Genomic DNA, 22,860 nt, shown 5'->3' on the forward strand with positions numbered 1-22,860 from the left:
AACAATGCTCAATCAAGTATTCTTGTTGGGCATTTTGTGTTTCAATTCACAATAGAGTTGTGAGTGATTGTGGAGCCGGGGAGCTTACAGAAAAAGTGATCTCCAGTGGCTTCCATCCTACAAATGGAAAGCCACGGACTACTTCCAGTTTTTATTGTTTTATATCATCACTTTAAGCAAGCTCGGTGATTACATAAAAAAACCACGCTCAATAAGCATGGCTTTCTATGTATTGTGGAGCCGAAGGGACCAGAACCGGGCTGCTGTTTATACTGTGAATAGGGGGTTCAGCAGGGGCTATTTATTGTGCGCACCGAATAGGTGACTTTTTAACATTTGGGAGGGATATTTAATATGGTTTACGGTGTTCTGTTCCTTTTTGTAAGAAAAATATATATTTTAATTCTTCCCACTTACATTAACATTTTTGTAGATTTAAAATAAAGAAACCTGCATATTAACTTAGTTTCTCTTAAAATTTTAATCGGATTTTTTTAAAAATAGATCCTACATCTTGGTAATGCCGCTTTAATGCGTTCTTGTTCTACTTTACCGAATTTGTTGTTAGTTAAAATAAGTGTTCTTAGTTTTTTTAGTGCTGAAATTTCTTCTGGTAAATCTTCTAGTTTATTACCAGACAGGATGGCCAATTCTAGATTTTCTAAAGCCGAGAAGCTCGGTGGCATTTCTTTCAGATTATTATCATTTAGAATCAAAGTTTTTAACTGTTTTAGCAATCCAATGCTGTTAGGAATTTTCTGTAAACGATTGTGCTCCATATTCAATTCTTGGAGCGTTTGTAAGTTGGCCCATTGAGTATCTAGTTCATAAAATTGATTATACCCCACGTGCAATGTTCTTAGGGATGGTAAAGTAGCCACCGAAGATGGTAAATAGCTTAATTGGTTATTGTCAAGTTGCAATACTTTCAGACTTTTACATTGATCGATAGTAGTAGGTAAATAGGTCAAGCTATTTCCCGAAAGATATAAATACTGAAGTTTTTTGAGCATTCTTATTTCATCTGAAATTTTGACTATTTTATTATCTGCTAGATCCAATTTGACTAATTGTTTTAGTTGTTTAATTTCTTTTGGTATATGGCTAAATTCGTTTGCTTTCAAATTTAAAACTTCTAATTTTTTTAGACTAAAAAGTGCTTCATCCCAATACTCAAAATGATTACCCATGGCATTTAAAAAAACCAACGCTCTTAAATGCTTGATGTTCTCGGGAAGCTGAAACCACTGTTGGTCACGAATATTGAGTTGCGTAGCTTTTTTATTTTTAGCTAAGGCAGTATCCACATTATAGAATATTTTTTCAGTGATAGGATTGGCATTTTGAGCCAGCCCTTGAAAAATAGTAATTCCTAATAAAGAGAGAAATAAAATAAAATTATACCTATTCATTATCTACATACTTTAATTAAAAAAAAGACTGACGTAATAAGAATTACATCAGTCTTTTTCTTATTTATAAAAAAAATTAATTTTGTTTGATGATTTTATAGCTACCAGAATTTTCACCAACGGTTACTTTTACCAATAACATTTGGTTTGCATTTATAAATGGAGCTAAATTTAGAGTTACCGTTCTTTTGTTACCAAGTATTGCTGCGTCCTTTTGGGTTACTATATTTTGACCTAACATATTAAATACCTCAACAGTAATTTCTCCTTCTTGATTCGCTATGTCTACATTTAAAATACCGCTAGTTGGATTTGGGTAAACCGATATAACATCTTTCAAGACATCATCAACCTCTAAGACTTCTTGTACTAAAATGTAGTTTTCTTTGGTTACTTCGGTTCCTGTTCCAGCAGCATTTGCTACTATGAGGCTTACATTAAAGTTTCCTTCTTCCAAGTAAGCCACCGTTGGACTGGCCTCTGACGAAGTTGCTGGGATGCCACCTTCAAAAGTCCAAGTCCATGAGTTTGGGTTGTTTGCACTTAAATCGGTAAACGTAATGGCATTTCCTGGAGTAGTCGTCACTTCCGAAGCAACAAAGTCTGCCACAGGAATCTGCGCCCCTAAGTTTTCTTTCAATGCAAAAACTATGGTTGAGGAGGCATCAAACGTTATATTGTTAAAAGTAGCATCCTGTTGTGGTTCGTTTGATCCACTTGGATGCTGTACAGAGAAGAAACCGTATTTAAAATCTGGTGTAAAGGTCAGCCCTGTTGGTTCAGAACCATTCGGCATAGAGGCAAATAATTCAACATTAGGTACGGCTTGTGTATGGTCTGGGCGTACTACCCATATATAATTATTTCCACCATCTTGCAGAACCCAAAGGTTTCCTTTATCATCAAACGTTAAATTGTCATTGCCGCCACCCCAAGCTTCGTTAAACACACCCGAACCTGTTGTAATGTCATAAGAGGTACCACCAACAAATGTCTGGAAATTTGTGATGGTTGAACCATTATCTGTAAAACTGTACACGCGACTTTTTCCTTTAGAAGTAAAATAAATTTCACCTGTTAATGGATTAATCTCACAGTCTTCTACTCCATTAAAATCGGTTCCACCCAATGCTGCTGCAGCGGCAGTAACGTTGTTACGCTCTGCAGTAGTATTATTAGGTACTTGCACCCAAGTTGCTGTTGGAGAAGATGGATCGTTTCCTACTAATGGTGAATCCAATTTCAAAACATATAAAGAGCCACTGGAAAGATCCCCTGGGTTATTTGCAACAAATTTATAGACACAGTCTGTACCTCCATCTTCCCCAAAGTAAGCTGTTTTTAAATCGTGGGAAACTACTACATTTTCGTGTTTCATTCTTCCCATAGCCCATAACTTTTCTTGGCCGTTTCCATAATCTACCACTTCTGCGGTTGCAGGATCAATTTCTACTAGCCAACCTACATCTTGGTAACCATCTGCATTAATATCTCCTCCATTTGTAGATTCTTCGGCAGTAATTATAGTACCCCATGGGGTTATTCCACCAGAGCAATTACGAGTGGTAGTTACCAAAGCATTGTTAAAAAAATCTACTGGTTGTGTTTGGGTTACTTCCCACAACAGGGTGTTGTCATTAAGGTTTACATCTGCAATTGTTACCCCTCCAGGTGTAGTTTCATGATTAATAGCAACATAGCCCCCTGTGCTAGAGTCTTCTATAGGAATATATCCTGTAAAATCATTATTTCCACCTACAGTACCTACTCCAGTGGTATAAGGATCACCTTGCTTTACGATTAGTTGAAAACGATGATCGTCTGCAATAATCATTTTTGGAGTTTGTCCCGTTGGTTCTATAGAAGTAAAACAACCAATGGTTCCTGTTTCACAAGGGACTGTAGTGGCCTCGTTGTTTATGAACATATCAAACTTTAAATCTGAACTCTGTCCATCACGATTGTGCAACTCTACCGCAATTTTATTGATACCTTCAATAAAAAAAGACTTTGCTATGGAATGTGTAAAAAAAGCGTTCTCGTCTTCACCACTTACTGTTGCTTCAGCATTTGTTAAGTAATCGGTTGGAGGTCCGGGCATATTATCTCTAATAACTTCTACACCATTTATATATACAATAGCCCCGTCATCACGGTTTAGCCCAAGAATTACATTTTCAGTTAAATCTGCTAGCGTTATAGTTACTTCTTTTACAAAATATGTAGTAATGTATTTATTGTTAGGGTCTGGGCCAAAAGAGATATCAGTGGCAACCGGATCTCCATACCCTAATGGGGCAAAACCAGCAGACCATGTGCTAATGTCGTATCCTGCTTCCGTCCAAATTTCATTATCTAAACTTACACCTGTGTCTAGGTAAGACCAAACAAGACCCGCTTCCATTGGATATGTTGCTGGGCTTGGCTCTGCCGGAATAAAGTCTGTAGCCATATCAAATCCTAAATCTGAGCTACTACCAGAGCGTTGATGCAATTCTACGGCGATGACGTTATCGCCATTTTGCAATAAATTTTCAACTGTAAAGTTGAAAAAAGTATCTTCATCGTTACCTCCTACGGTACTATCTGCAAAAGTGTTGTAAGTAATTGTGCCAGATGGCATATTGTCGCGGATAATTTCGGTACCATTAAGATATACTACGGCTCCGTCATCTCTTAATAGTTTAAAGATAAGATCACCGTAGATAGAAGCGTCTACAATATTAAACTCGTATCTAAAATAATAGGTAGGATATTTATTATTAGCATCTGGACCAAAAGACAAGGTAGTTATCTCGTCTGAATCTCCGTATCCTAATTGAGCAGCTCCTGTGGCCCAAGCACTATCATCATACGCCACTTCTCTCCAAGCAGTACCGAGATCCATCCCGGTATCGTGGTAACTCCATGTGCTTCCGGCATCAAAAGGGAAACCTCCTGATAGTACCATATTACTTTGGCGAGTGTTTATTTCGTCTCCTGTATTTGCTAAGCCTAAAACGCTTAGTAACATAAGCACTACCACTAAGGGTAAATTTGTTTTCATTTTCAATAATTTTTAGATGATTAATTTCCTTTATAAGAATTACTCAAAGCTACTGAGGAAGATTTTGTTTGTAGCGCGTTGAGTTTTATGCTTAGGTCATTGAACTGTTATGAATGTTGAATTTATTTCAACTGAATATTACGTGATCCAATAAAAAATCCGTCTAATATGAAGATACTTTTACCTTAACGTTAGCTAAAATTTGAAGATTTCGAACCTCAAAATTTTAGTAGAATAGGTTTTACCGTTGTAACCTGATTGAAAGACTCATTTTGAAAGGCTACTAAGGTTTATTGCTTTTTTACAAAGCCTCAATTTTAAGGACCATAAAAATTTGCATTATTGCAACGAAGTTGACGTATCGGTAAGGGAATTCATAAAGGCAATCAAAACATCGATTTCTTTTGTAGATAAATCAAGAGGAGTTTCTGGCAGCGTTTGGTTGGTTACTTGTAAACCCATACCGCGGCCACCGCCTTGGTTGTAAAAATCCATCACTTGAGATAATGTTTTGTATGCGCCGTTATGAAAATAAGGTGCTGTTTTTTCAATGTTTCGAACTGTAGGTGTTTTAAAGGATTTCTCATAAATCCAGGCAGCTTCACTAGCAATCCCGTTTTTCCAGCGTCCTTCGTCAGAATCCAATTCGGGAACTGTGGAACTAGGATTTTTTAATACACCCAAGATTTCAGTTTCGGTTTCCATATATAAGGGGGGAACTAAGCCCGAAAATGTAGGTGCAAAGTGACAGGTTGCACATGCGCCTTTCCCCATAAAAATATTGAAGCCTTCTTTAACTTCTGGATTGATGGTGTTGGTTTCTCTACGAGCAAAACGATCAAATTCGCTATTGAAAGATTGTAATGAAAGCACAAACGAGCCCAAGGCCTTTGCTAGGTTTTCACGGTTGATGCTTTCTTTTCCAAAAACTTTAGTAAATCGATTGCGATAGTCTTTTGAGGCACTCAACTTTTGTAAAATTTCGGAATATGCAGTATTAAATTCTTTTGGGTTAAAAATCACGTGTTCTACTTGCTGTTCTAGGGTAAAGGCGCGGGAATCATAGAAAAACCTCTTTGCATAGACCGCATTCAACAAGGTTGGTGAATTGCGAAGAACGGTAATTCCCTCAATATTACTTAATGATTTAGGTTGAGCATCGGTAAAGGCAAGGTTTGGGTTATGACAACTGGCACAGCTCATTTTGTTATCTCCACTAATTAAAGTGTCGTGAAAAAGCGTTTCTCCTAATTTTTTCAGTTCGTGAGAATCTTCATTCGCTTGCAGTTGTGTATAGAAATAAGGGTCTAAAAAATCTGGGGCAAAAATACTAGTGCTTTTAGGGTTCCAAGCAGTGTGGTTTTTTAAATTTTCAGTATTGATTTTAATAGGCAACTCTCCCAATGCGGCATATAGCGGATCTATATATTTGGTAAGAAACGATAGTCTGTCAAAATCTTCAAAAGACGTATCGGCTTTCAGTTGTGCGATGGCACCATCAAATAAAGTAAGTATGTATTTACTTTTTGGATATTTCTGGGCGAGTGGTTCTGATTCAATAAGTTCTTTCATTGCTGCTAAAGAAACCGAAGCTTCTTCTAACCCATTTACAGAGCCAGGTGTGTCAAAACCTGTAATCCCTAAGGTGAAAATACGCACTAGTTGTAATCTAGCTGCCAGCATTAAGTCTTCGGGGGTGGGTTTGGTATGCTGAAGAGCGTTAGCCAATATATTAAATTCAGTTTTTACTTTTTTAGAAAGAGCGGCTATTTGTACTTTTTCTTTAGAAGGGTTTTCAGCAAATATCAATTCGTCTAGGGTTTGTAACCCTTCTGGTGGCACAACAGTTGGTTGATTTCCAGATTTTGAAATTTTCAATAATGGTGCACCGTTTAAATGCTTTCCTGTAAATTCTGGATTGTAGTAGGCTACGTAAAATTCTACTTTTTTATATGCTATTCGAGCATCGGTCAAAACAGTCTGTAATGAATCTATAATAATTTGATTGCGTTTAAAGGCTGTTGCCATTTCATCCAACTTTTCTAATGCAATACTGGTATTATTTAGATAGCTATTAAATTTTTCAGTATTTACGGTGTATTTATCCCCCGAAGTACAACTGCTGAGTACTATAATCATAATAAACCCGAGAAAAAAAGTAGAATACATGTATTTTTTTTGCACAGCGAGATACGTTTGTCCAAACTTAGAACTTCTACAATTCAAGATTGTTACTGGTATATTATGAAATGTTTATTTGAGTGTTGTGCTTTCAGTTGCACAAAATTTTTGTAACATTCAACTTTTTTAGTAGTCTTTAAAGTGTAACTATCCCTTGTTAAATACGACCTTTGTTAAAATTAGAAACCCCGTTCGAGCCCATTTCCACTCCATTGCATTACAAGAAATGCGCTTCACTATATTGTCTTGGACACAATTCCAAAATTTTATTTCAACAATATTTGGAAAAATTAAAAGATTGTGATTAAAATTTTGAAATAGAGTCCGCTGAGCTTTACTTGTTTTTATAATTTGTGAATCAATTTACATAGGGAATAGTTTACTCATTAAAATCCAACACCCCGAATCACCATCACCTTCCCTCCACAAATAAATAAAATTTCAAACTAGCGGACTGCATAACCGGTCGCTCACTCCCTTTTATAAGCCCTTTCCTAATTTTAAATTTTTAAAAATGTATTTCGGAAAGGTAACGGCGAAGGCTCTATAGGAAGTAAATGGAGATAATTAATAAAAGACAATTTTTCTAGAAGATCTTGTTTTAAAGCTAATTTTAATCGTTTAATTTAAATTAATTGGGAAGGAAAACGCTCAGGATATAATAAGTGAATGATTTGTTTAAGTGGAGAAAGGATGCAATATTTTTTAAAATAAAAATCTCCGAGGGTTCGAATGTTTATATTAGGGTTCGAGAGCCAACTCTATAAATTTTTTTCAAGTCTTTTCATTACATTATAATTTTTTTGAGTGACATTCTATAGAATTTAATATACATATATAAATTTCTAAAAATGCTTGCTTATCAAAGAGTTCGAGTTTCGCATATAAATCTTAATTTCTCGGATAGAATAACAAATTCTCATTGAGATATTGATGTTTACCTCCGTTTCCTGCTTTTATCTTTAATACGAGAAGATATTATCTTTCCTAAAGCTTCAAGCGAAACTAATTGGTTTTAAATTGTTATAATAATTTAAGCCTTTTTTTTGGTTGCCGATAAACAGCTTGATTACAGCGTTATTATTTGTAATATTTAGCTTTAATTAATATGGTTGTTACTATGTTAATGTCGATTGTTATTCAATCACAAGCATTTTGATATGTAAAACTTTGTATTTTTATAAAAACATTACTTTTATTTACCAGCTATAAAGTTATTTTCAAATTTATGAGTAAACTAAGATTATTCTTTTTTTCATTCACTATATTTTTTACAATGCCTTTGGCATATGCCCAAGAAATTAGTGTCAAATATTGTGATAGTATAATTGCTGAAGGGGTAAACTTAATGTTTGAGAAAGAGCATACCCAATCACTTGAACTATTAGTAAAAGCACAAGCCATGGCTCGTGATAATGATTGGTATAAACAAAGTTTTTTGGCTGTAAACAATATAGGTGCTAATTATTATTCCATGCTAGACTATGGAGAAGCACTGGATAATTATTTGAAGGCTTATACTATTGCTATTAAAGAACTTGACGATAAGTATGAGATGATTGTGCTTAACAATATTGCTATTTTATATTCAAAAGAAAATGATTTTGAAAAAGCGGAATCATATTTTAAAAAAGCATATTCTATAGCAGTTCGTAATAAGGATGAGATGAAAGAAGGGTTTTATGCAGTTAATTTGGGGTTGGTGGCTAATAAAACAGGAGAACTAAAACAAGCCAAAGCTTATTTTGATGAAGCCATACCATTGCTGAAAGATATACCCGAAATTAAATATCAGGCCTATGTAGGTAGAGCGGAAAATTTAATTTTATTTGGAAACTATACTCAAGCCAAAGATATACTAGAGCCACTATTGCCAAAATTAAATGCAGAGAGTAACCAAGAAGTGAGAACAGACGTTTTATTGTTGTTATCTGAAATTGCTTTAAAACAAGGGAATAGTAACTTAGCTATTGATCGTGCCAGTACAGTTATATCGCAAACAAAAAGTATAGAAGATCGTCTGGAAGCTTTTCAATTATTATCAAAAATATATTCTGAAAATGGGCAACTACAACAAGCACTTATTGCAAAAGATTCAGCTTTGCAAGCAACAGCCGATTGGAATGACATAAAAAATGGACGTCTTTTTGAAACGAACCGCGTAAAGTTTGAAATACAGAACTACCGTAGCAAATTACAAGAAAACCAACAAAATCTTCAGTCTGAAAGAAACATGTTCTATACTATCTTAGCAGCAGCAGTCATTATAATTATACTGATTACGTGGTCGTTACGCAATAGTTATATAAAAGGAAAGCAGCGAAAGATTATCCATACCAGAAGTGAAGAAGTAATGACATTAGAGTTGGAAAAAGAAAAAAGCGACAACCTATTGCTTGAAAAAAAACTTAAAGAAGAAGAAACCAGGGCATTATTAGAGGAAGAACGACTTAAAAACGAATTAGAGTCCCGCAATAGAAAATTGTCTGCCAAGGCACTGCATTTATTAGAACGAAATGAATTGCTTACTTCCATTGTTAAAGATTTAGAAGAATCTCAAGGTTCGCAGCAAGAAACCAACTTAAAAGCCTACATCCGTAAATTAAAAGGCTTAGTGAATTCTGATGATGAATGGGAAGATTTCATCAAACATTTTGAAGAGGTAAATCAGGGGTTTTTAAGTGATGTAAAAGAAAAACATCCTGAATTAAATGCAAATGATATTCGGTTTATATCCTATGTTTATATGAATTTGACAAATAAGGAAATAGCATCCATATTGAATATCACTTCCGAAGCTTGTAGAAAGCGAAAAGAACGTATATCAAAAAAAATGGATTTAGAAGAAAGCTCTCAATTATACGCTTATCTATCAATTATTTAAGAGGTTCATCACACTTTTGCCAAAACATGTCACACTTTTTAGGTCTAGTTTTTTGTTCATTTTAGGTGTTTTTAGAACATTTGAATTGACAAAAAACAAACAACAGATATGAAAAAATTACTATTTTATGTAACAGTGGTATTTACACTAGTTACAGGCAGTGTGTCTGCACAATCTCAAATTACTTTAGAAGGTGCTGAAGATTATGGAAGAATTTATGATATTACGTTTCATCCTACAATAGAAAATAAACTCTATGCGCTTACACAAGGGAGTCATCTTATTGAGTCAATTGATAAAGGGGAGAACTGGGACATTATATATAGCTTCCCTGAAAATGGAGTACAGCTTGAACATTTAAGGATACTTTCTAATAATACGTTAACCTTTATAGCGCAATCCACAGAAGCAATTACTGATAATGCTCTTTATTTTTTTAATACAGACACTAAAGAAATAGCGAGGCAATATACACCGCCAATCACTTCTGGTTCTGTAAAGGCTTGGATAGACTCTTATTCCGTGTACGAAGATAACTCAGATATAGCCATAATACATCAGGGGTATAAAATAGGTATCACTAGCTTTGCTAAAGTATACTATACTGCCGATGGCGGTGATACATGGGAAATGCTATATTATAATGAAGATTATGATGGTGTTTTCCCTAACAATGTAGCCATTAGCCCAGATAATCCTGAGAAATTATTTATTGCTCGGGGTAATGGTAGAAATACTAGTGGAGGGGGATTGTTTTATTCAGAAGATGCAGGAATAACCTGGGAAGAAAAAATTCCTGGCAATGCCTATGGCCCGATAACTTTTAACCCTCAAGACGCTAATACTATTTTAATAGGAACCGACATAGGATATATTTCTGGACACGAGGAAAACCTATACCGCTCAACAGATGGCGGTGCTACGTGGGATATAATTCCTATTACTTGGGAAGATGTAACACTTGATAATATAGTTAGTATTACGTACGATCCCCAAAACCCGGAGACGAGTATAGTATTAGAAGAAAACGAAATTGTTGTCACTCACGATAGTTGGAATACTTGGGAAAACTATATCCATTCAGTAGATAACCCTAATGGGTATTATTATGGCTTGCATGCTTCCTATAACCCTTTTCAAACAGATGAATTATTTATAAATGCAAACTATCATCCGTTATTGTCTCAAGATGGCGGTGAAACTTTTACCCAGCTTTATAATCCGTTCTATCCAGTTACTTCGGCATTGTTGCAAGAAGGAACAGGTAGTCACTTGTATTATGGTGTACAGCGAGGCTTAATTCATAGAAATATGGAAACCGGAGCAGAAGAGCCGTATGGCCTACTGCCATTGGATTATATTTTCTCTGGGGATGCACCTACCTATATTGCAGATAAAGTAACAATGGGGCGGGTTTATAAGTATGAAAGTGGTTTTACAGGATCCTCTTTAAATATAAGTGATGATTATGGAGAAAACTATTCTTTTTTATATGGTAATTTTAATGACAAAATAATAAACTTAACTACTGACCCTAATAATTCAAATGTTATATGGGCCTGCTTTTTAAATGAAGGCGGTAAAATTATTGATTTCAGTGATATCAATAATCCAGTTATTACTTCAGTAATATTACCAGAATCAGATATACTAACAGATGTATACATTGAAGAGGACAATTCAAGTATAGTTTACATAACTGTAGGGGCGCATGTATATCGTTCAGAAGACGGCGGCGATACTTGGGAAGAAAAAAGTAACGGATTAAACATTAACCCATCCACAGATATTATTTTTGATATTGAAAAAAGTCCGTTTAATCCAGAAGAGCTTACTGTTACAGCAAGCAATGGTATTTACAAAACTACCGACAATGCAGAAAATTGGGAGCAAACGTACCAAGCGGATAACGTTCGGAAGGTAAATTACTCGTCTGTTGATGAAGACCATGCCGTAGCTTCTATTTATTCTCATGAATTGGGAGATGCACAACTTTTATATACTACAGATGGAGGGGAAGTATGGCAAGAAGTACCTTTTGAAGCTATAGCCCACGTAGGGTCAGGAAGTATGACCTATCAATTTCAAGAAGAGAATGTAGATGCTTACTTAGCAACCTACGATTTGGGATTAATTAAATACACTATTGATCTAACAGAATTAGGCACAACTGGTTTTGAAGAAAATACGAATCCTTTTGTAGTGTATCCTAACCCTGTAAATTCTATTATTAACATTCAAGAAAACGGAGGTGATGTCGTTTCAGTAGCAATATTCAATAGCTTAGGGCAGCAGGTAAAAAAGGCTTCTACGGTTAAACAGATTAATATATCGCAGTTGGAAACTGGAGTTTATTTTGTGAAAATAAAAGATGCAAAAGGAAATTACTTTATAAAGCGAGTTATAAAAGAGTAAGCAAGTTAATGATTAGGTTAGTTAATAGTAGGGGAGGTCTCTATGCTTATAGTTGTATATAAGCTGGAGGCTTTTTTTTGTAAGAAAATTATTGTAAGCCTATTATAAAGTATTAACAAAAGCATCTAGTTGACCTTCGTTATATAATACTGGGCCATGGCCAAAGCATAAGATATTCGGTTTCAAGTCGGCTAATTTCATAACCGACCTATTATTTTCAGCAGTATATTTGGTAAACATTTTTGGTGGTTTTTTGAGACCGACCTTTGTGGTTATTAAATTCATGTTGATTAACAAATCGCCAACTAGTAAAAGACGGTTTTCTTGCCATATTTTTACTTTATTACCTGTTGTGAACGACAAAAAATCGGTTGTAAAACTATTAGGTTGATAAAAATTATCGATGGTCTTCTTTCCATTAAATGCTACGTATTCTCGTATATAAACATCAAAAACAAATTTTACATCCCTTTCTACATCATCTGGCTATAGAATGAACAACCCTTTTTCATATAGAGTCAAAACTTTCGATCAATTCGGTTAGTCCTTCTTCGCTAAGTACCGTATCTGCTTTTATCATTTGTATTAATAATTTGAAGGGTTTCATTAAATATTTTTGCACACCTACAAAGTTATGGTTTTCTGTAATTTTTAATTTGAGGGACTTTTGAATAAATTCAAAATGCTAAAATTTTAATAGTTAAAACCATTAGGCTGTCTGTTTATTATGTACATCAACTTATCTCGGTTTGTAAAAACTGGAATCAAATACAATGCAATGCGATGCAAAGCAATAGGTTAAGTTAATTGTCACAACTTTATTAGAGACATGTCACAAAATTTCACACGTTTACTATTCAATAGAAATCTTCTTCTATTTAAATTTATCAACAGCTTTTATATTAAAAATGCCTGCTTTATAAAATATCTTACTTATACAGATTAGTCATGATATTTATGATTCAAAATAAGTTAGAAAAATTAAAAACTTTTGAAGAGACACTTTCTAAGCGCATAATCAAGGCCAATTAATTTGATAACCAAGAAAAAATAATAACTAATAAAAATAAATATAGAATTATGAAAACAACAACTATAACCAAAGCAATTTTCACAGCTGCTTGTTTAGTGGGTTCTGTAACAACCGCACTGGCACAATTTACACAAACAGGAAAAGTAGTAAGTCAAGACAGAGAAAGTCGTGCGGAATATGGCACTTCAGTTGATATTAAAGATAATTACGCTATAGTAGGAGCTTCAAGGGAAACCATTGCAGCGGGAGCGGCTTATATTTACAAAAAAGATAGTGAAGGTATTTGGGATGATGCTCAAAAACTAACAGCTTTCGATGCTCAAGACATGGCTGAATTTGGAGGGGCCTCTAAGTTTGGCGATGATTACTTAGTGGTAGCATCGGGTAGAGGAGATGTAGAAGGAACCGTTAGAGCCGGTGCATTATATGTATATAATTTTAATAATAGTAATGATACGTGGGATTTTGAAGTAAAATTACATGCTGCAGATTACAGCGGCGATGCAAAATTAGGGATGAACCCTACTTCGTTAGATGTGGAAGAAAATACTATAATAGGTGGTGCTCCGGGAGAGAATGGATGGGTAGGTGCTGCTTATGTTTTTGAAAATGAGTCTGGAAACTGGACTGAAAAGCAAAAATTGGTTAGCCCCAATACACCTGCAAGTGAAACATTTGGCATAGGGGTTTCTATATCTGGTGATGTAATAGCCATAGGAGCAAATGAAACAGCCAATCGAAAAGGTTCGGTCTATATATTCCAAAAAAACTCTGAAGGCGTTTGGGAGTATCAACAACAGTTAATGGCGTCAGACGCTACAAACGATTCATTTTTCGGAAGTTCAGTTAGCCTATATGAAAATCAATTGGTTGTAGGTGCTTATGGAGCCAATGGAGAGGAAGGAGCAGCGTATATATATGAAGAAGATAGTTCTGGTGAATGGCAGGAAGTACAAAAATTAGTAGGTACACCGGCATCTGAAAGTGCACAATTTGGTTGGAGTACCGAAATTAAAGAAAAGCATTTAGTAGTTAGTGCGCCTCACGCCTATGGTTTTGATCCAGGCGAGCTATATTTCTATAAAAAAGATGTTAATGGAGAATGGATAGAAGAGGAAACAATCCAAGGAACTGATACTGCAGGAGAAGATTTTTTTGGTTGGAGTGTAGCTTTATTCAATGATCAAATAATTACCGGTGCACCTTGGGAAGATCATGATACCACAGGTGGTAATGAAATAGATCGAGCGGGCTCCGTCTATATTTTCAGGGATGAATTGTTGTTAGGTAACGAATTTAACGAGAATCAATTAGAAAATAAAATTGCAGTATATCCTGTTCCGGCTGTTGATGAAATAACCATTCAAAGTAAGGGAAATTCAATTAGTAAGATAGTTTTGATAAATCAATTAGGGATGATAGTAAAACAACAAAACGTTCTAGCGAAAAAAGAAAGCACGCTTACTATTTCAGATATTTCTGAGGGGGTTTATTTTCTCAATATTATTGATACCGAAGGAAAAGTAACTACAAAAAAAATAGAGAAGAGCAAGTAAAGCTTAATTTTAGTTAACAGTTAATGCTACAAGGGGCTGTCTTTAATTTAGACGGCCTTTTGTTTTATGTTAATAGAATAAATTGAACCTTCTTTTTATCATAATTAAATACTATCGGTTTTTTGAGAAACTACACCTTGCCTTTGAGTAAATAATATTTCTTATAACAATTGACAATAAATATTTTAAATAACTAATAGTCAATTACCTAAAGCTTCATTATAGGGTCTTGAAGCAATCTGTGCTGAGCCTTCCAAAATAAGCTATTTTGTTGACACTACTGATTTCTAATATCAATAGCCTATAAACCATCATCTATTTAAAACTTAAGAAAACTGCATATAGCGTACCGTTTAATCTCCCTGAAAATAGGGATAAATATCTTTTACTATTACAAGATATTTGTATTGATGTTAAAAGGTTGTTGTTAAGTAGTAATACGATTATAGTATATGTCTGCCCCTTTTTTAAAGAGGAGCTTTATACAGGGTCTCTTAATATCATTAATATTAATAAATAATATAATGAAAATTCAATTCACAATATTTTTACTGTTTTTCACCTATTGTAGCGTTTCTAAAGCACAAAACGATACCCTTTGGTTTAATCGTGATTGGAAGGAAACCAATAAAGAAAAGGCTTCTTTTTATAGACTACCCGTAAAAAAAGTAGGAAAACTTTATAGTATTAAAGATTATTATATTGATGGAACGAAGCAAATGACGGGGTTTTCCAAATACAAGGACTCTGTTCATTTAGAAGGAAAGGCTGTTTGGTATAATAAAAAAGGAGAGGTAAAAGAATCATTCAACTATAGAGATAACAAACTAAATGGGGTAGGTGTTTTTTATAGATCTGAAGGAACAAGGAGAACACCTTATGAAATTACATATAAAAATGACAGGATGTTGTCTAAAACCTACTTTGATACCGATAGAAAAGGAATCCGTTTTAAAAGAATTTATGAAGAAACGGGAACTCATATAAAAACGTTGTTTTATGGTAATAATGGAGAGTTAATAGGTACTTATTTCTATTCAGAAAAAGGAGATGCTAAGGGCATAATGGTTGACTACTATTCAGATCCTATGCGGGTAGAAAATATAAATGTAATTCAAAATGGCCAAGAGTTTCAAGTTAAATCCTTTTACCCAAATGGGAATAAACGTAGTGTATTTGATACAATTCAATTAAAAAAAACATATTATAACCTAAAAGGTAAAACCATAGGTGCCATCCAATATGTTGGTAAACTAAGCGAGCTCTACTATGATAAAGGAAACCTAATTGAATTTTATCATGATGGGCAAACTGTAAAAAAGATAGAAACCTATGAGAATGGCCATAAAACAAACCAAAAAGAGTTTAACACCTTCGGAATTTTAATACGGGAAGACTATTTTGATGATAATGAACGAATTAAAACGGTAACCTTTACTGATGAAGGTAAGAAAATTGGTGTGCTTGAAAATAAGAACGATCAATTAAATGGTACTATAAAAATGAGGAGTAACAATATTATTACCTATAAAGATAATGTCGTTACAACCGCAACAATATACCACCCCAATACAGGTTTATTGTTCGCAACTTTAAAAAATGCTGTAATCACTTTTTATAATCCTTCAGGAACAAAACTAGGAACATTAAAGGTGAAATTAGAGCCAGGACGATACTACCAACATGCATTAGAAAACGGCTACTCCCCTATACCTATTGAGGGAACCCTCTATAGCGTGGATTATAACCAAAGGATTTCTGCAGTGACAGAATATAGGAGTGGAAAAATAATTAAAAAAACAACCTATGACTACGAAGAAACATACGGGAAAAGAAAAGAGGAACGATTTCAAGAAACAAAAATATATGATGAAGAAGAAAAACTTATAAAGGAAATAAAATACTTCAGTAATGGAAATAAACGCACGGAATTCTACTATGATCAAAATGTTGATAATTCCTTGCAAAAAGGTCTTTTTTATAATAAAAAAGGCGAAAAACTAGCTGAATATGATTATAAAACCAAAACAGGAACCAAGTATAAATACTTCTATCGTTCAGACCGTATAAAAGCCATTGTTGAAAAAGAATATGGGGAATTTATAAAACAAAAAACCTATCAAAAAGTATATACAAAAAATGCTCGTTCGCACAATATAATATTAAGGGAAGACATAGATTTCAATGGTGAAGCCAAATTTTACTCTAAAGAGGGAAAACTAATTGCCGAAGCCACTTTTGAAGACGGCGAACCCACCGGGACTATTTATAACTTAAAAAAGAGACAGAAAATAGAAGTGCTAAAAGGAGTTAAAAATGGAGTGCGCATTGAATATGAAGACGATGAGAAAACTATTGAAAAAAAAGGGTTCTATAGAAACGGAAAAAAACATGGAACTTTTATTAATTATTTATACGGAAAAAAAACAAGTGAAATAAACTATAAAGACGACGTAAAAGAAGGATATTCCATTTATTATGACAAAGAGGGCAACGAGCTTTCAAAGCTTCTATATAAAGAAGGAGAACCCTACGAAGGAACTAAAAAACCTATGTATGGAAGTGAGATGGAATATAAACAAGGAAGACTTGTAAAACAGATAAAAAAAAGAGAGAGTTATAGAGAGGTTTTGATATACCCTTCTGAAAATGAAATAAACACTACTATTTATGATCTAAAAGAAAACAGGTTGTTGACCTATAGTGAAAAAGAAAATCAAATTCAAGGAAAACTTACTTACTATAAAAACAACGCCCCTTATACAACCGCTATTTTTGAAGACGGAAAATTAATAAAAGGGACGGTATGGGTAAAAGTAAGCGGTCGTTATCGCTCTAGTGCTTATTCAAAATTGACTAAAAACAACGCTACTATGGAGATAAAGCTGTATAACAAAGAAGATCAACTTATATTTGAAGGTACTATAAATACAATGCTATATAAAAATTATAAAGAAATGATCCTAAGCTATATAACAGGGGTTGAAGATTATGTTTATAGCCACCAGCTGTTCATTAAAGAGTATAAACAACAATAATATAAATAGATATTAAACTTTTATAACCCTGAAAAAAAAATATGAAAAAGCTGATAACCTTATTTATGGCAGTGCTTTTGTTGGGGTGCCATCACAACGGGAAAAAACATACCGTTAAAAATGAAATCGATAAACAAGGTTTAGAGTCTGAAATAACCATTAAATCAAAGCAAGGGCAAGACACTGCACAAACCGACACTGTGTACGATGAGTACCTCGGAGCAAAGTTGGCACCCATTCATAAGAATTATAAAAAAATCGATACGATTACAGCTTGGTCAGCTACAGTAACAAAAGCAATCAAGCAATCAACCGAAGGAGGAACTGCAACCTATTATTACCTCAATAAAATACTTTTAAAAATAGTTGTCACCCATTTTGGAGAGATGGGTAAAATCATTCAGGAATTTTATACCCTAGACGGAGCGCTATCATTTGTTTTGGAAAAACGATACGAATACAACAGGCCACTAAGCTGGGATGATAGCAGTAAACAAGAAAACAATGACAATGCAGTTTTTGATGCTGAAAAATCCACGCTTATAGAAGACCGGAGTTTTTTCGAGAAAGGTACGCTTATTCGACAGATAAGCGACTTAAGTTGTGGGGCTCCTTTTGCCCAATATTATTTAGATGGAGAACAGAAGCGACTGAAAGATGATTTTAATCAGTTGTTGAAACGAATTAATAAATAAAAAAACGCCTCTTAGGTATAGTAAAATTCTTTACTCTGAAATTATAGAAACCATACAATAGCCAAACCAATGAAAACAAAACACTTTATTGTGTATAGCTTATTATTTTGGAGTCTAACAAGCTGTGTCTCCAGGCTAGAAAGGCATGCGTTATCCGGAGTGATTGTTGACATCAACAAGCAACCCATAGAAAATTGCGCAGTAGCTGAAACAAGAACAGACAGTACAGGACATTTTTTTCTTCCTGAGCTGCGATACAATCAATTCTTATTAACTGAATTTCTAATTCATGAGGCACCACCCGTTATGTACACAGAGCCTATTTTAAGAAATGGCTTTAAAAACAAAACCATCGAGTTTTTTCACGAATATGGTGGAGGCAAAAAAAAGGAGCCCATAGAGTGTTGGACACCATTTGTTTGATGAGGACAGCCCCATCAGTATCGGAAACAAAAACGCTACTTCAAGGAGTGTGGAAAGCTAGGAACAGTGCGAATAACGACTCCATATTCATGATTAGGAAAAATTTTAAAAAATACTGTAAAACAGAGCGGTGCAATATATTCAAATACTTTCCATTTGAAAGGGATCATTACAAAAACCCGATGCTTCCAGAAAACCATTTTTATAAAATCACTTTTAATGTTGATCATTTTAAATCGATATGCCCTATAGATTCCAGTGATGTAAAAGGTGATTGGAAGGTTAAAACCCCACGTATGCTAAAGCTAAAAAGCCCTTTAAAAAAATTGAACAATAGTTATTATTTAAAAGAATACGATTATTCATATCTGTTATTGGTAAAAACCTGAAAAAATATACCTGTTTTCAGGGAGGTACAGCTCAGTAGCTCTAAGTACTTTTGATTCCTTAATTTAAAATTAACAAATGATTTCCACTATTAAAAAGAACACAGTTCAATTAGTTTGTCTTTCACTTTTTTTCTTGTTTGGAGCCTGTAAAGATGGCAAAACTGGTAATGAACAAAAAACAATCTCAATCACGCAACCAAATGATCTAAGTGGTACATATATTTTGCATATAGAGCAGAAAAATGGAACTGGTAGTGAATTTATCACGTCGCATAATCCTTCAGTGATAAATCAGGAAGTTGAAATAGAGCTTTTAAAAAATAAAGACAACACATATAATGTTGAACTTAAACAATTCTCAATAGCAGTTCCTACAGCTATATATAACGTGGTTTATAATACTTTTTTAGATACGACATATATTGAAGGAGAATCATTCTCTGCGACATTTGAAAAGGAAAAACAAGATAAAATTGATACGCTTTTTTCAACCTATAAGAAATTACAAGGGCATACTTTTTTGTACGAACGAACTGAAGAAGGAAATTTTATGTATGCATCAGGAAAAGTCGATTGGGAAGCTTATGACAAGGACTTAAGCCTTAGGGAGGACCCACAGGCTGAATTTAAAAAATATATAACACCACACTATTTAACAATGGTGTTAAATGAATCATTTAACTATACGGAGGGAAATTATATTTTGAATGAAGGGTTAGAGACCATCCAAAAAAGAGAAGAGGTAAAACTTAGGATTGATAAAGGGATGGACCCAGACGAGTATGTTATATACAACACCAATCAACAAAGTAATTTAAAAACTACGGTTAGAAACATTTTTAAAGGAAAAAAAGCTCAATGGAACAGAAGCGAAATAATTAACACAAAACTTAGTCCTCATAGAATAAAGGGATTAAATTCAATTAGCACAACCAGAACAAGTATTAAATATATTGATTGATTTTTTTAAAGTAAAAAACAAAATTGTCGATGAGTACGTATCTAAAAATTAAAAAAGGCATCTCCAAAACGATTGTACTGCCCGACGCGTTACAAAAACTATGCGACTGGATTGACATAAACGGATATGTAGGTGATTGTTTTGAGCTAAGAGCTGATGATGGAGAAACTATAAAGCACTGGTTTGGTTTTGATGATGTTTCCCACCGTTTTGGAACTTTCGGTGCAGGACCAGATGGTTCTATTTTCTCGTTTTGGGTGAATGATGAAGGAAACCAAATAGTGGTTCATTTAGGTTCAGAAGGAGGAGAGTTGCATACTCTGACAGATACTTTTGTTGATTTTTTAAGGTTGCTGTCAATAGGTCACGATGAAATAGGATCGGCAGATATGAATGTAGCTCCAAAAGTATCTAACTGTGAAAATGATAAAACAATCAATTCAGACTTCAGAAAGTGGGTTGCTAAAGAATTTAATGTAACAATACCTGTAAAAGGCAATGAAATCATGAATGTAACCAATTCACTATTTAATGATTGGATGGAAGCACAATTCGAAAGATATGGGGAATAACCCTCCTACAAACTTTTAAATACTGTATTAATTATAAATTTAGCACAAATGAAAAAAACTATTTATATACTCTTGTCTATCATGTTGGCTTCGTGTAGCAATGATGATAGAGTGCAAACCCCCATTACCCATTTACAAGGTAATTTAGAGATTAACTCCATAAAAGATATAGAAAATGAAGCTATTCGATCATATAGAACAATTTCTGGTAATTTAATTATAGATTTTACATATGAAATCGAAGATTTAAGTGCGTTGCAAAACTTAGAACAAGTGAATGGTGTTTTTATTAAAAACAACAAAGGCTTAAAATCGCTAAAAGGTTTAGAAAATATTCAAAAGGTGAAATTTTTATTGATTGAAAATAATGCTGAATTAACTTCATTAAATGGACTTGAAAATTTAGCTAATATCTCCACTAATTTGAGGATAAAGAATAATGATAAACTTGAAAATTTAGGTTCTTTAGTAAACCTTACACATATTGGAACTCAATTTTACCTTTTCGATAATTTATCATTATCCTCCCTGAGTGGTTTAGAAAACTTAAATGTCGTATCCTCACTTTTAATTACCAATAATATAAATCTAGTATCTCTCAATGGGCTTGAAGGAATTAGTTCGTCTTCCGAAATTAAAATTGACCTTAATGATTCGCTAACTGATTTTTGTGCTTTATCCAGTTTTCTTGAAGAAGAAAAAGAAAGTATATTTTTTATAGCCAGACAAAACGCTTATAACCCTTCGTTGGATGATATGATCAATGGAGGTTGTTCATTTTAAAAAATAATTTTAGTCAAGAATCAATTTCAAATAAAATAGAAATAATTGCGTAAAAACTTCCATTATAATAAATTGATGTTGGGCTTATGAAGTGTTGTACATTCTTATTGTTTGTTGCTTTACCAATATATTTTTACGGGCAACAAACCGACTCCGATATGGTATTGTATCAATCAGATTTATTGTTGATTACAAGCAAAAAAGCAATCTATAAAAATGACACCATTTATAATGCCAATGTAGAAGAGAAGAAAATTTTAAAAGAAAACAATGCGCAAGAACTAGTAAAACAAGGTATAAGGCCTTATGTGTATGTTACTTACGCCCCCTTATCTTTAGTAGGTAATGCGCTGTCATATAAACGGAATATGGCTGACTATTGGGGTGGTCACCCAACCGCTTTTAGCACAATTACTACCATAAACGTAGCAACCCAAGAACCTTATAATATTCTCAATATAGTTGATGAAACTTCTCTGCTTACGGCCATTAAAAATGATCCCTATGTAAAGAAATTATGTGGAATAGATACGCTTAAGTTACAACAGGCTAAAACGTTCAAAGAGGCTCTCAATTTGTTGAATAATCAAATCCAATATCCAGAAAATCAGTTCACAGTATATAGTTATACCATACTTGGATACAGTGAGGTTGAAAACAAAGTGGCTTTGAGGCTTATTAGGAAAAAACCTAGAATGGGTAACTTCACCCGTTATCTTCAATTAGGACTTAAAGCAACGCCTACCCAAGCTTTTAAGGAAAAACTGCAACAACCTGATGTGTTTTTTCTTGGAACTTATAAATAGGGGCGATTAGCGGCTCAAAGTTTTTACAAAGAATAAAATAAAGTAAAAATTATGAAAAATTGGTTGTCCACGAAAGATGTTACACTGCCAGCACATCAATCAATCTTATTTACCATATCTACTTGCAATATTGAAAACTGGTTGTATTCATTGAATAAATTAAAACCAGAAGATCTCTATCTCACTTTGCGTGTTTCAAATGACGAATATTGGTTAGTGCAATTAGACAGACCTGATCAGTTATACCAAGTACAATGGCGTCCAAATAACAACCTTAGAGTAGAATCGCAACAGTTAAAATAATGGCCGGCAGTAGAAAGTCCTGATGATTTTCCGTAATTAATTTACAAGATAGAAGAATCTTTAGGTATCGAATTCATGAAACATGTTGATGTAAGCTATTTCGATGGCCTGGAAAACCATCTAAACACCGATTCCAAATTGGTTAAGTGGTTGAAAACTGGTGTGGAGACCAGAGGTACCCATATGTCGAGCAATACCAAAGAGAATTTAGGCCAATTGCTACAGGAACTACTTGATGAAGATAGGCGACAGTATATGCCTGCTGACCAATACACAATTCCTAAAATAAGGGAAGAACTCATTGATTTTAAAGACTTCAATTTCGAACTATCTATCATACAAGAACTCATGTATTTTCAAGAG

The 22,860-nt window shown here is 34.0% G+C and carries 16 protein-coding genes and 1 pseudogene; 13 read left to right on the forward strand and 4 right to left on the reverse strand.

What is annotated here, in order from left to right:
- Positions 1-494 precede the first annotated feature (494 nt).
- The 3 genes from AACZ92_RS10030 to AACZ92_RS10040 form a co-directional block, all read right to left on the reverse strand.
- Positions 495-1,412 carry a leucine-rich repeat domain-containing protein gene (locus AACZ92_RS10030; RefSeq protein WP_339700592.1) on the reverse strand — a complete coding sequence of 306 codons (918 nt, stop codon included), beginning with the start codon at positions 1,410-1,412 and terminating at the stop codon, positions 495-497.
- Positions 1,413-1,488: 76 nt separating this feature from the next.
- A complete protein-coding gene (locus AACZ92_RS10035; protein ID WP_339700595.1) occupies positions 1,489-4,458 on the reverse strand; it encodes an alkaline phosphatase PhoX in 2,970 nt (989 codons plus the stop codon).
- Positions 4,459-4,797: 339 nt separating this feature from the next.
- Entirely contained in the window at positions 4,798-6,597 is a 1,800-nt protein-coding gene (locus AACZ92_RS10040) for a cytochrome c peroxidase (protein WP_339700598.1), read from the reverse strand.
- A gap of 1,270 nt (positions 6,598-7,867) precedes the next feature.
- Between AACZ92_RS10040 and AACZ92_RS10045 the strand changes: the two genes are divergently transcribed.
- Complete coding sequence (locus tag AACZ92_RS10045; protein ID WP_339700601.1) at positions 7,868-9,523, forward strand: tetratricopeptide repeat protein; 1,656 nt, start codon at positions 7,868-7,870, stop codon at positions 9,521-9,523.
- A gap of 108 nt (positions 9,524-9,631) precedes the next feature.
- Entirely contained in the window at positions 9,632-11,938 is a 2,307-nt protein-coding gene (locus AACZ92_RS10050) for a T9SS type A sorting domain-containing protein (protein WP_339700604.1), read from the forward strand.
- 102 nt (positions 11,939-12,040) lie between these two features.
- Here AACZ92_RS10050 and AACZ92_RS10055 read toward each other — a convergent pair whose 3' ends face one another.
- On the reverse strand, positions 12,041-12,301 hold the full coding sequence (locus AACZ92_RS10055) for a hypothetical protein (RefSeq protein ID WP_339700607.1): 261 nt from the start codon (positions 12,299-12,301) through the stop codon (positions 12,041-12,043).
- A 717-nt stretch (positions 12,302-13,018) separates the two neighbouring features.
- On the opposite strand from AACZ92_RS10055, the gene AACZ92_RS10060 reads away from it, so the two are divergent.
- The 11 genes and pseudogenes from AACZ92_RS10060 to AACZ92_RS10110 all read left to right on the forward strand — a co-directional run.
- On the forward strand, positions 13,019-14,527 hold the full coding sequence (locus tag AACZ92_RS10060; protein WP_339700610.1) for a T9SS type A sorting domain-containing protein: 1,509 nt from the start codon (positions 13,019-13,021) through the stop codon (positions 14,525-14,527).
- Between the two features lie 524 nt (positions 14,528-15,051).
- Positions 15,052-17,565, forward strand: coding sequence for a hypothetical protein (locus AACZ92_RS10065; protein WP_339700613.1), 2,514 nt, complete (start codon positions 15,052-15,054; stop codon positions 17,563-17,565).
- A gap of 41 nt (positions 17,566-17,606) precedes the next feature.
- The gene (locus AACZ92_RS10070; RefSeq protein WP_339700616.1) at positions 17,607-18,260 is read left to right on the forward strand and encodes a hypothetical protein; all 654 of its coding nucleotides are present in this window, start codon (positions 17,607-17,609) and stop codon (positions 18,258-18,260) included.
- A 69-nt stretch (positions 18,261-18,329) separates the two neighbouring features.
- Entirely contained in the window at positions 18,330-18,683 is a 354-nt protein-coding gene (locus tag AACZ92_RS10075) for a hypothetical protein (protein ID WP_339700619.1), read from the forward strand.
- Between the two features lie 182 nt (positions 18,684-18,865).
- Positions 18,866-19,072, forward strand: a complete 207-nt coding sequence (locus AACZ92_RS10080) for a hypothetical protein (protein WP_339700622.1) — start codon at positions 18,866-18,868, stop codon at positions 19,070-19,072.
- A gap of 76 nt (positions 19,073-19,148) precedes the next feature.
- On the forward strand, positions 19,149-20,033 hold the full coding sequence (locus AACZ92_RS10085) for a hypothetical protein (protein WP_339700625.1): 885 nt from the start codon (positions 19,149-19,151) through the stop codon (positions 20,031-20,033).
- 29 nt (positions 20,034-20,062) lie between these two features.
- Positions 20,063-20,605, forward strand: a complete 543-nt coding sequence (locus AACZ92_RS10090) for a hypothetical protein (protein WP_339700628.1) — start codon at positions 20,063-20,065, stop codon at positions 20,603-20,605.
- Between the two features lie 48 nt (positions 20,606-20,653).
- Positions 20,654-21,388 carry a hypothetical protein gene (locus tag AACZ92_RS10095; protein ID WP_339700631.1) on the forward strand — a complete coding sequence of 245 codons (735 nt, stop codon included), beginning with the start codon at positions 20,654-20,656 and terminating at the stop codon, positions 21,386-21,388.
- Positions 21,389-21,546: 158 nt separating this feature from the next.
- Positions 21,547-22,194 carry a hypothetical protein gene (locus AACZ92_RS10100; protein WP_339700633.1) on the forward strand — a complete coding sequence of 216 codons (648 nt, stop codon included), beginning with the start codon at positions 21,547-21,549 and terminating at the stop codon, positions 22,192-22,194.
- Positions 22,195-22,245: 51 nt separating this feature from the next.
- A complete protein-coding gene (locus AACZ92_RS10105) occupies positions 22,246-22,497 on the forward strand; it encodes a hypothetical protein (RefSeq protein WP_339700636.1) in 252 nt (83 codons plus the stop codon).
- Between the two features lie 75 nt (positions 22,498-22,572).
- Positions 22,573-22,860, forward strand: a pseudogene (locus tag AACZ92_RS10110) (hypothetical protein); the annotation flags it as partial.

Source organism: uncultured Marixanthomonas sp. (assembly GCF_963974425.1).
Classification (GTDB): Bacteria; Bacteroidota; Bacteroidia; order Flavobacteriales; family Flavobacteriaceae; genus Marixanthomonas.

Coding starts and splice junctions, on each gene's coding strand:
- AACZ92_RS10030 (WP_339700592.1), bottom strand. CDS start 1,412: ATGAATAGGTATAATTTTATTTTATTTCTCTCTTTATTAGGAATTACT.
- AACZ92_RS10035 (WP_339700595.1), bottom strand. CDS start 4,458: ATGAAAACAAATTTACCCTTAGTGGTAGTGCTTATGTTACTAAGCGTT.
- AACZ92_RS10040 (WP_339700598.1), bottom strand. CDS start 6,597: ATGATTATAGTACTCAGCAGTTGTACTTCGGGGGATAAATACACCGTA.
- AACZ92_RS10045 (WP_339700601.1), top strand. CDS start 7,868: ATGAGTAAACTAAGATTATTCTTTTTTTCATTCACTATATTTTTTACA.
- AACZ92_RS10050 (WP_339700604.1), top strand. CDS start 9,632: ATGAAAAAATTACTATTTTATGTAACAGTGGTATTTACACTAGTTACA.
- AACZ92_RS10060 (WP_339700610.1), top strand. CDS start 13,019: ATGAAAACAACAACTATAACCAAAGCAATTTTCACAGCTGCTTGTTTA.
- AACZ92_RS10065 (WP_339700613.1), top strand. CDS start 15,052: ATGAAAATTCAATTCACAATATTTTTACTGTTTTTCACCTATTGTAGC.
- AACZ92_RS10070 (WP_339700616.1), top strand. CDS start 17,607: ATGAAAAAGCTGATAACCTTATTTATGGCAGTGCTTTTGTTGGGGTGC.
- AACZ92_RS10075 (WP_339700619.1), top strand. CDS start 18,330: ATGAAAACAAAACACTTTATTGTGTATAGCTTATTATTTTGGAGTCTA.
- AACZ92_RS10080 (WP_339700622.1), top strand. CDS start 18,866: ATGCTTCCAGAAAACCATTTTTATAAAATCACTTTTAATGTTGATCAT.
- AACZ92_RS10085 (WP_339700625.1), top strand. CDS start 19,149: ATGATTTCCACTATTAAAAAGAACACAGTTCAATTAGTTTGTCTTTCA.
- AACZ92_RS10090 (WP_339700628.1), top strand. CDS start 20,063: ATGAGTACGTATCTAAAAATTAAAAAAGGCATCTCCAAAACGATTGTA.
- AACZ92_RS10095 (WP_339700631.1), top strand. CDS start 20,654: ATGAAAAAAACTATTTATATACTCTTGTCTATCATGTTGGCTTCGTGT.
- AACZ92_RS10100 (WP_339700633.1), top strand. CDS start 21,547: ATGGTATTGTATCAATCAGATTTATTGTTGATTACAAGCAAAAAAGCA.
- AACZ92_RS10105 (WP_339700636.1), top strand. CDS start 22,246: ATGAAAAATTGGTTGTCCACGAAAGATGTTACACTGCCAGCACATCAA.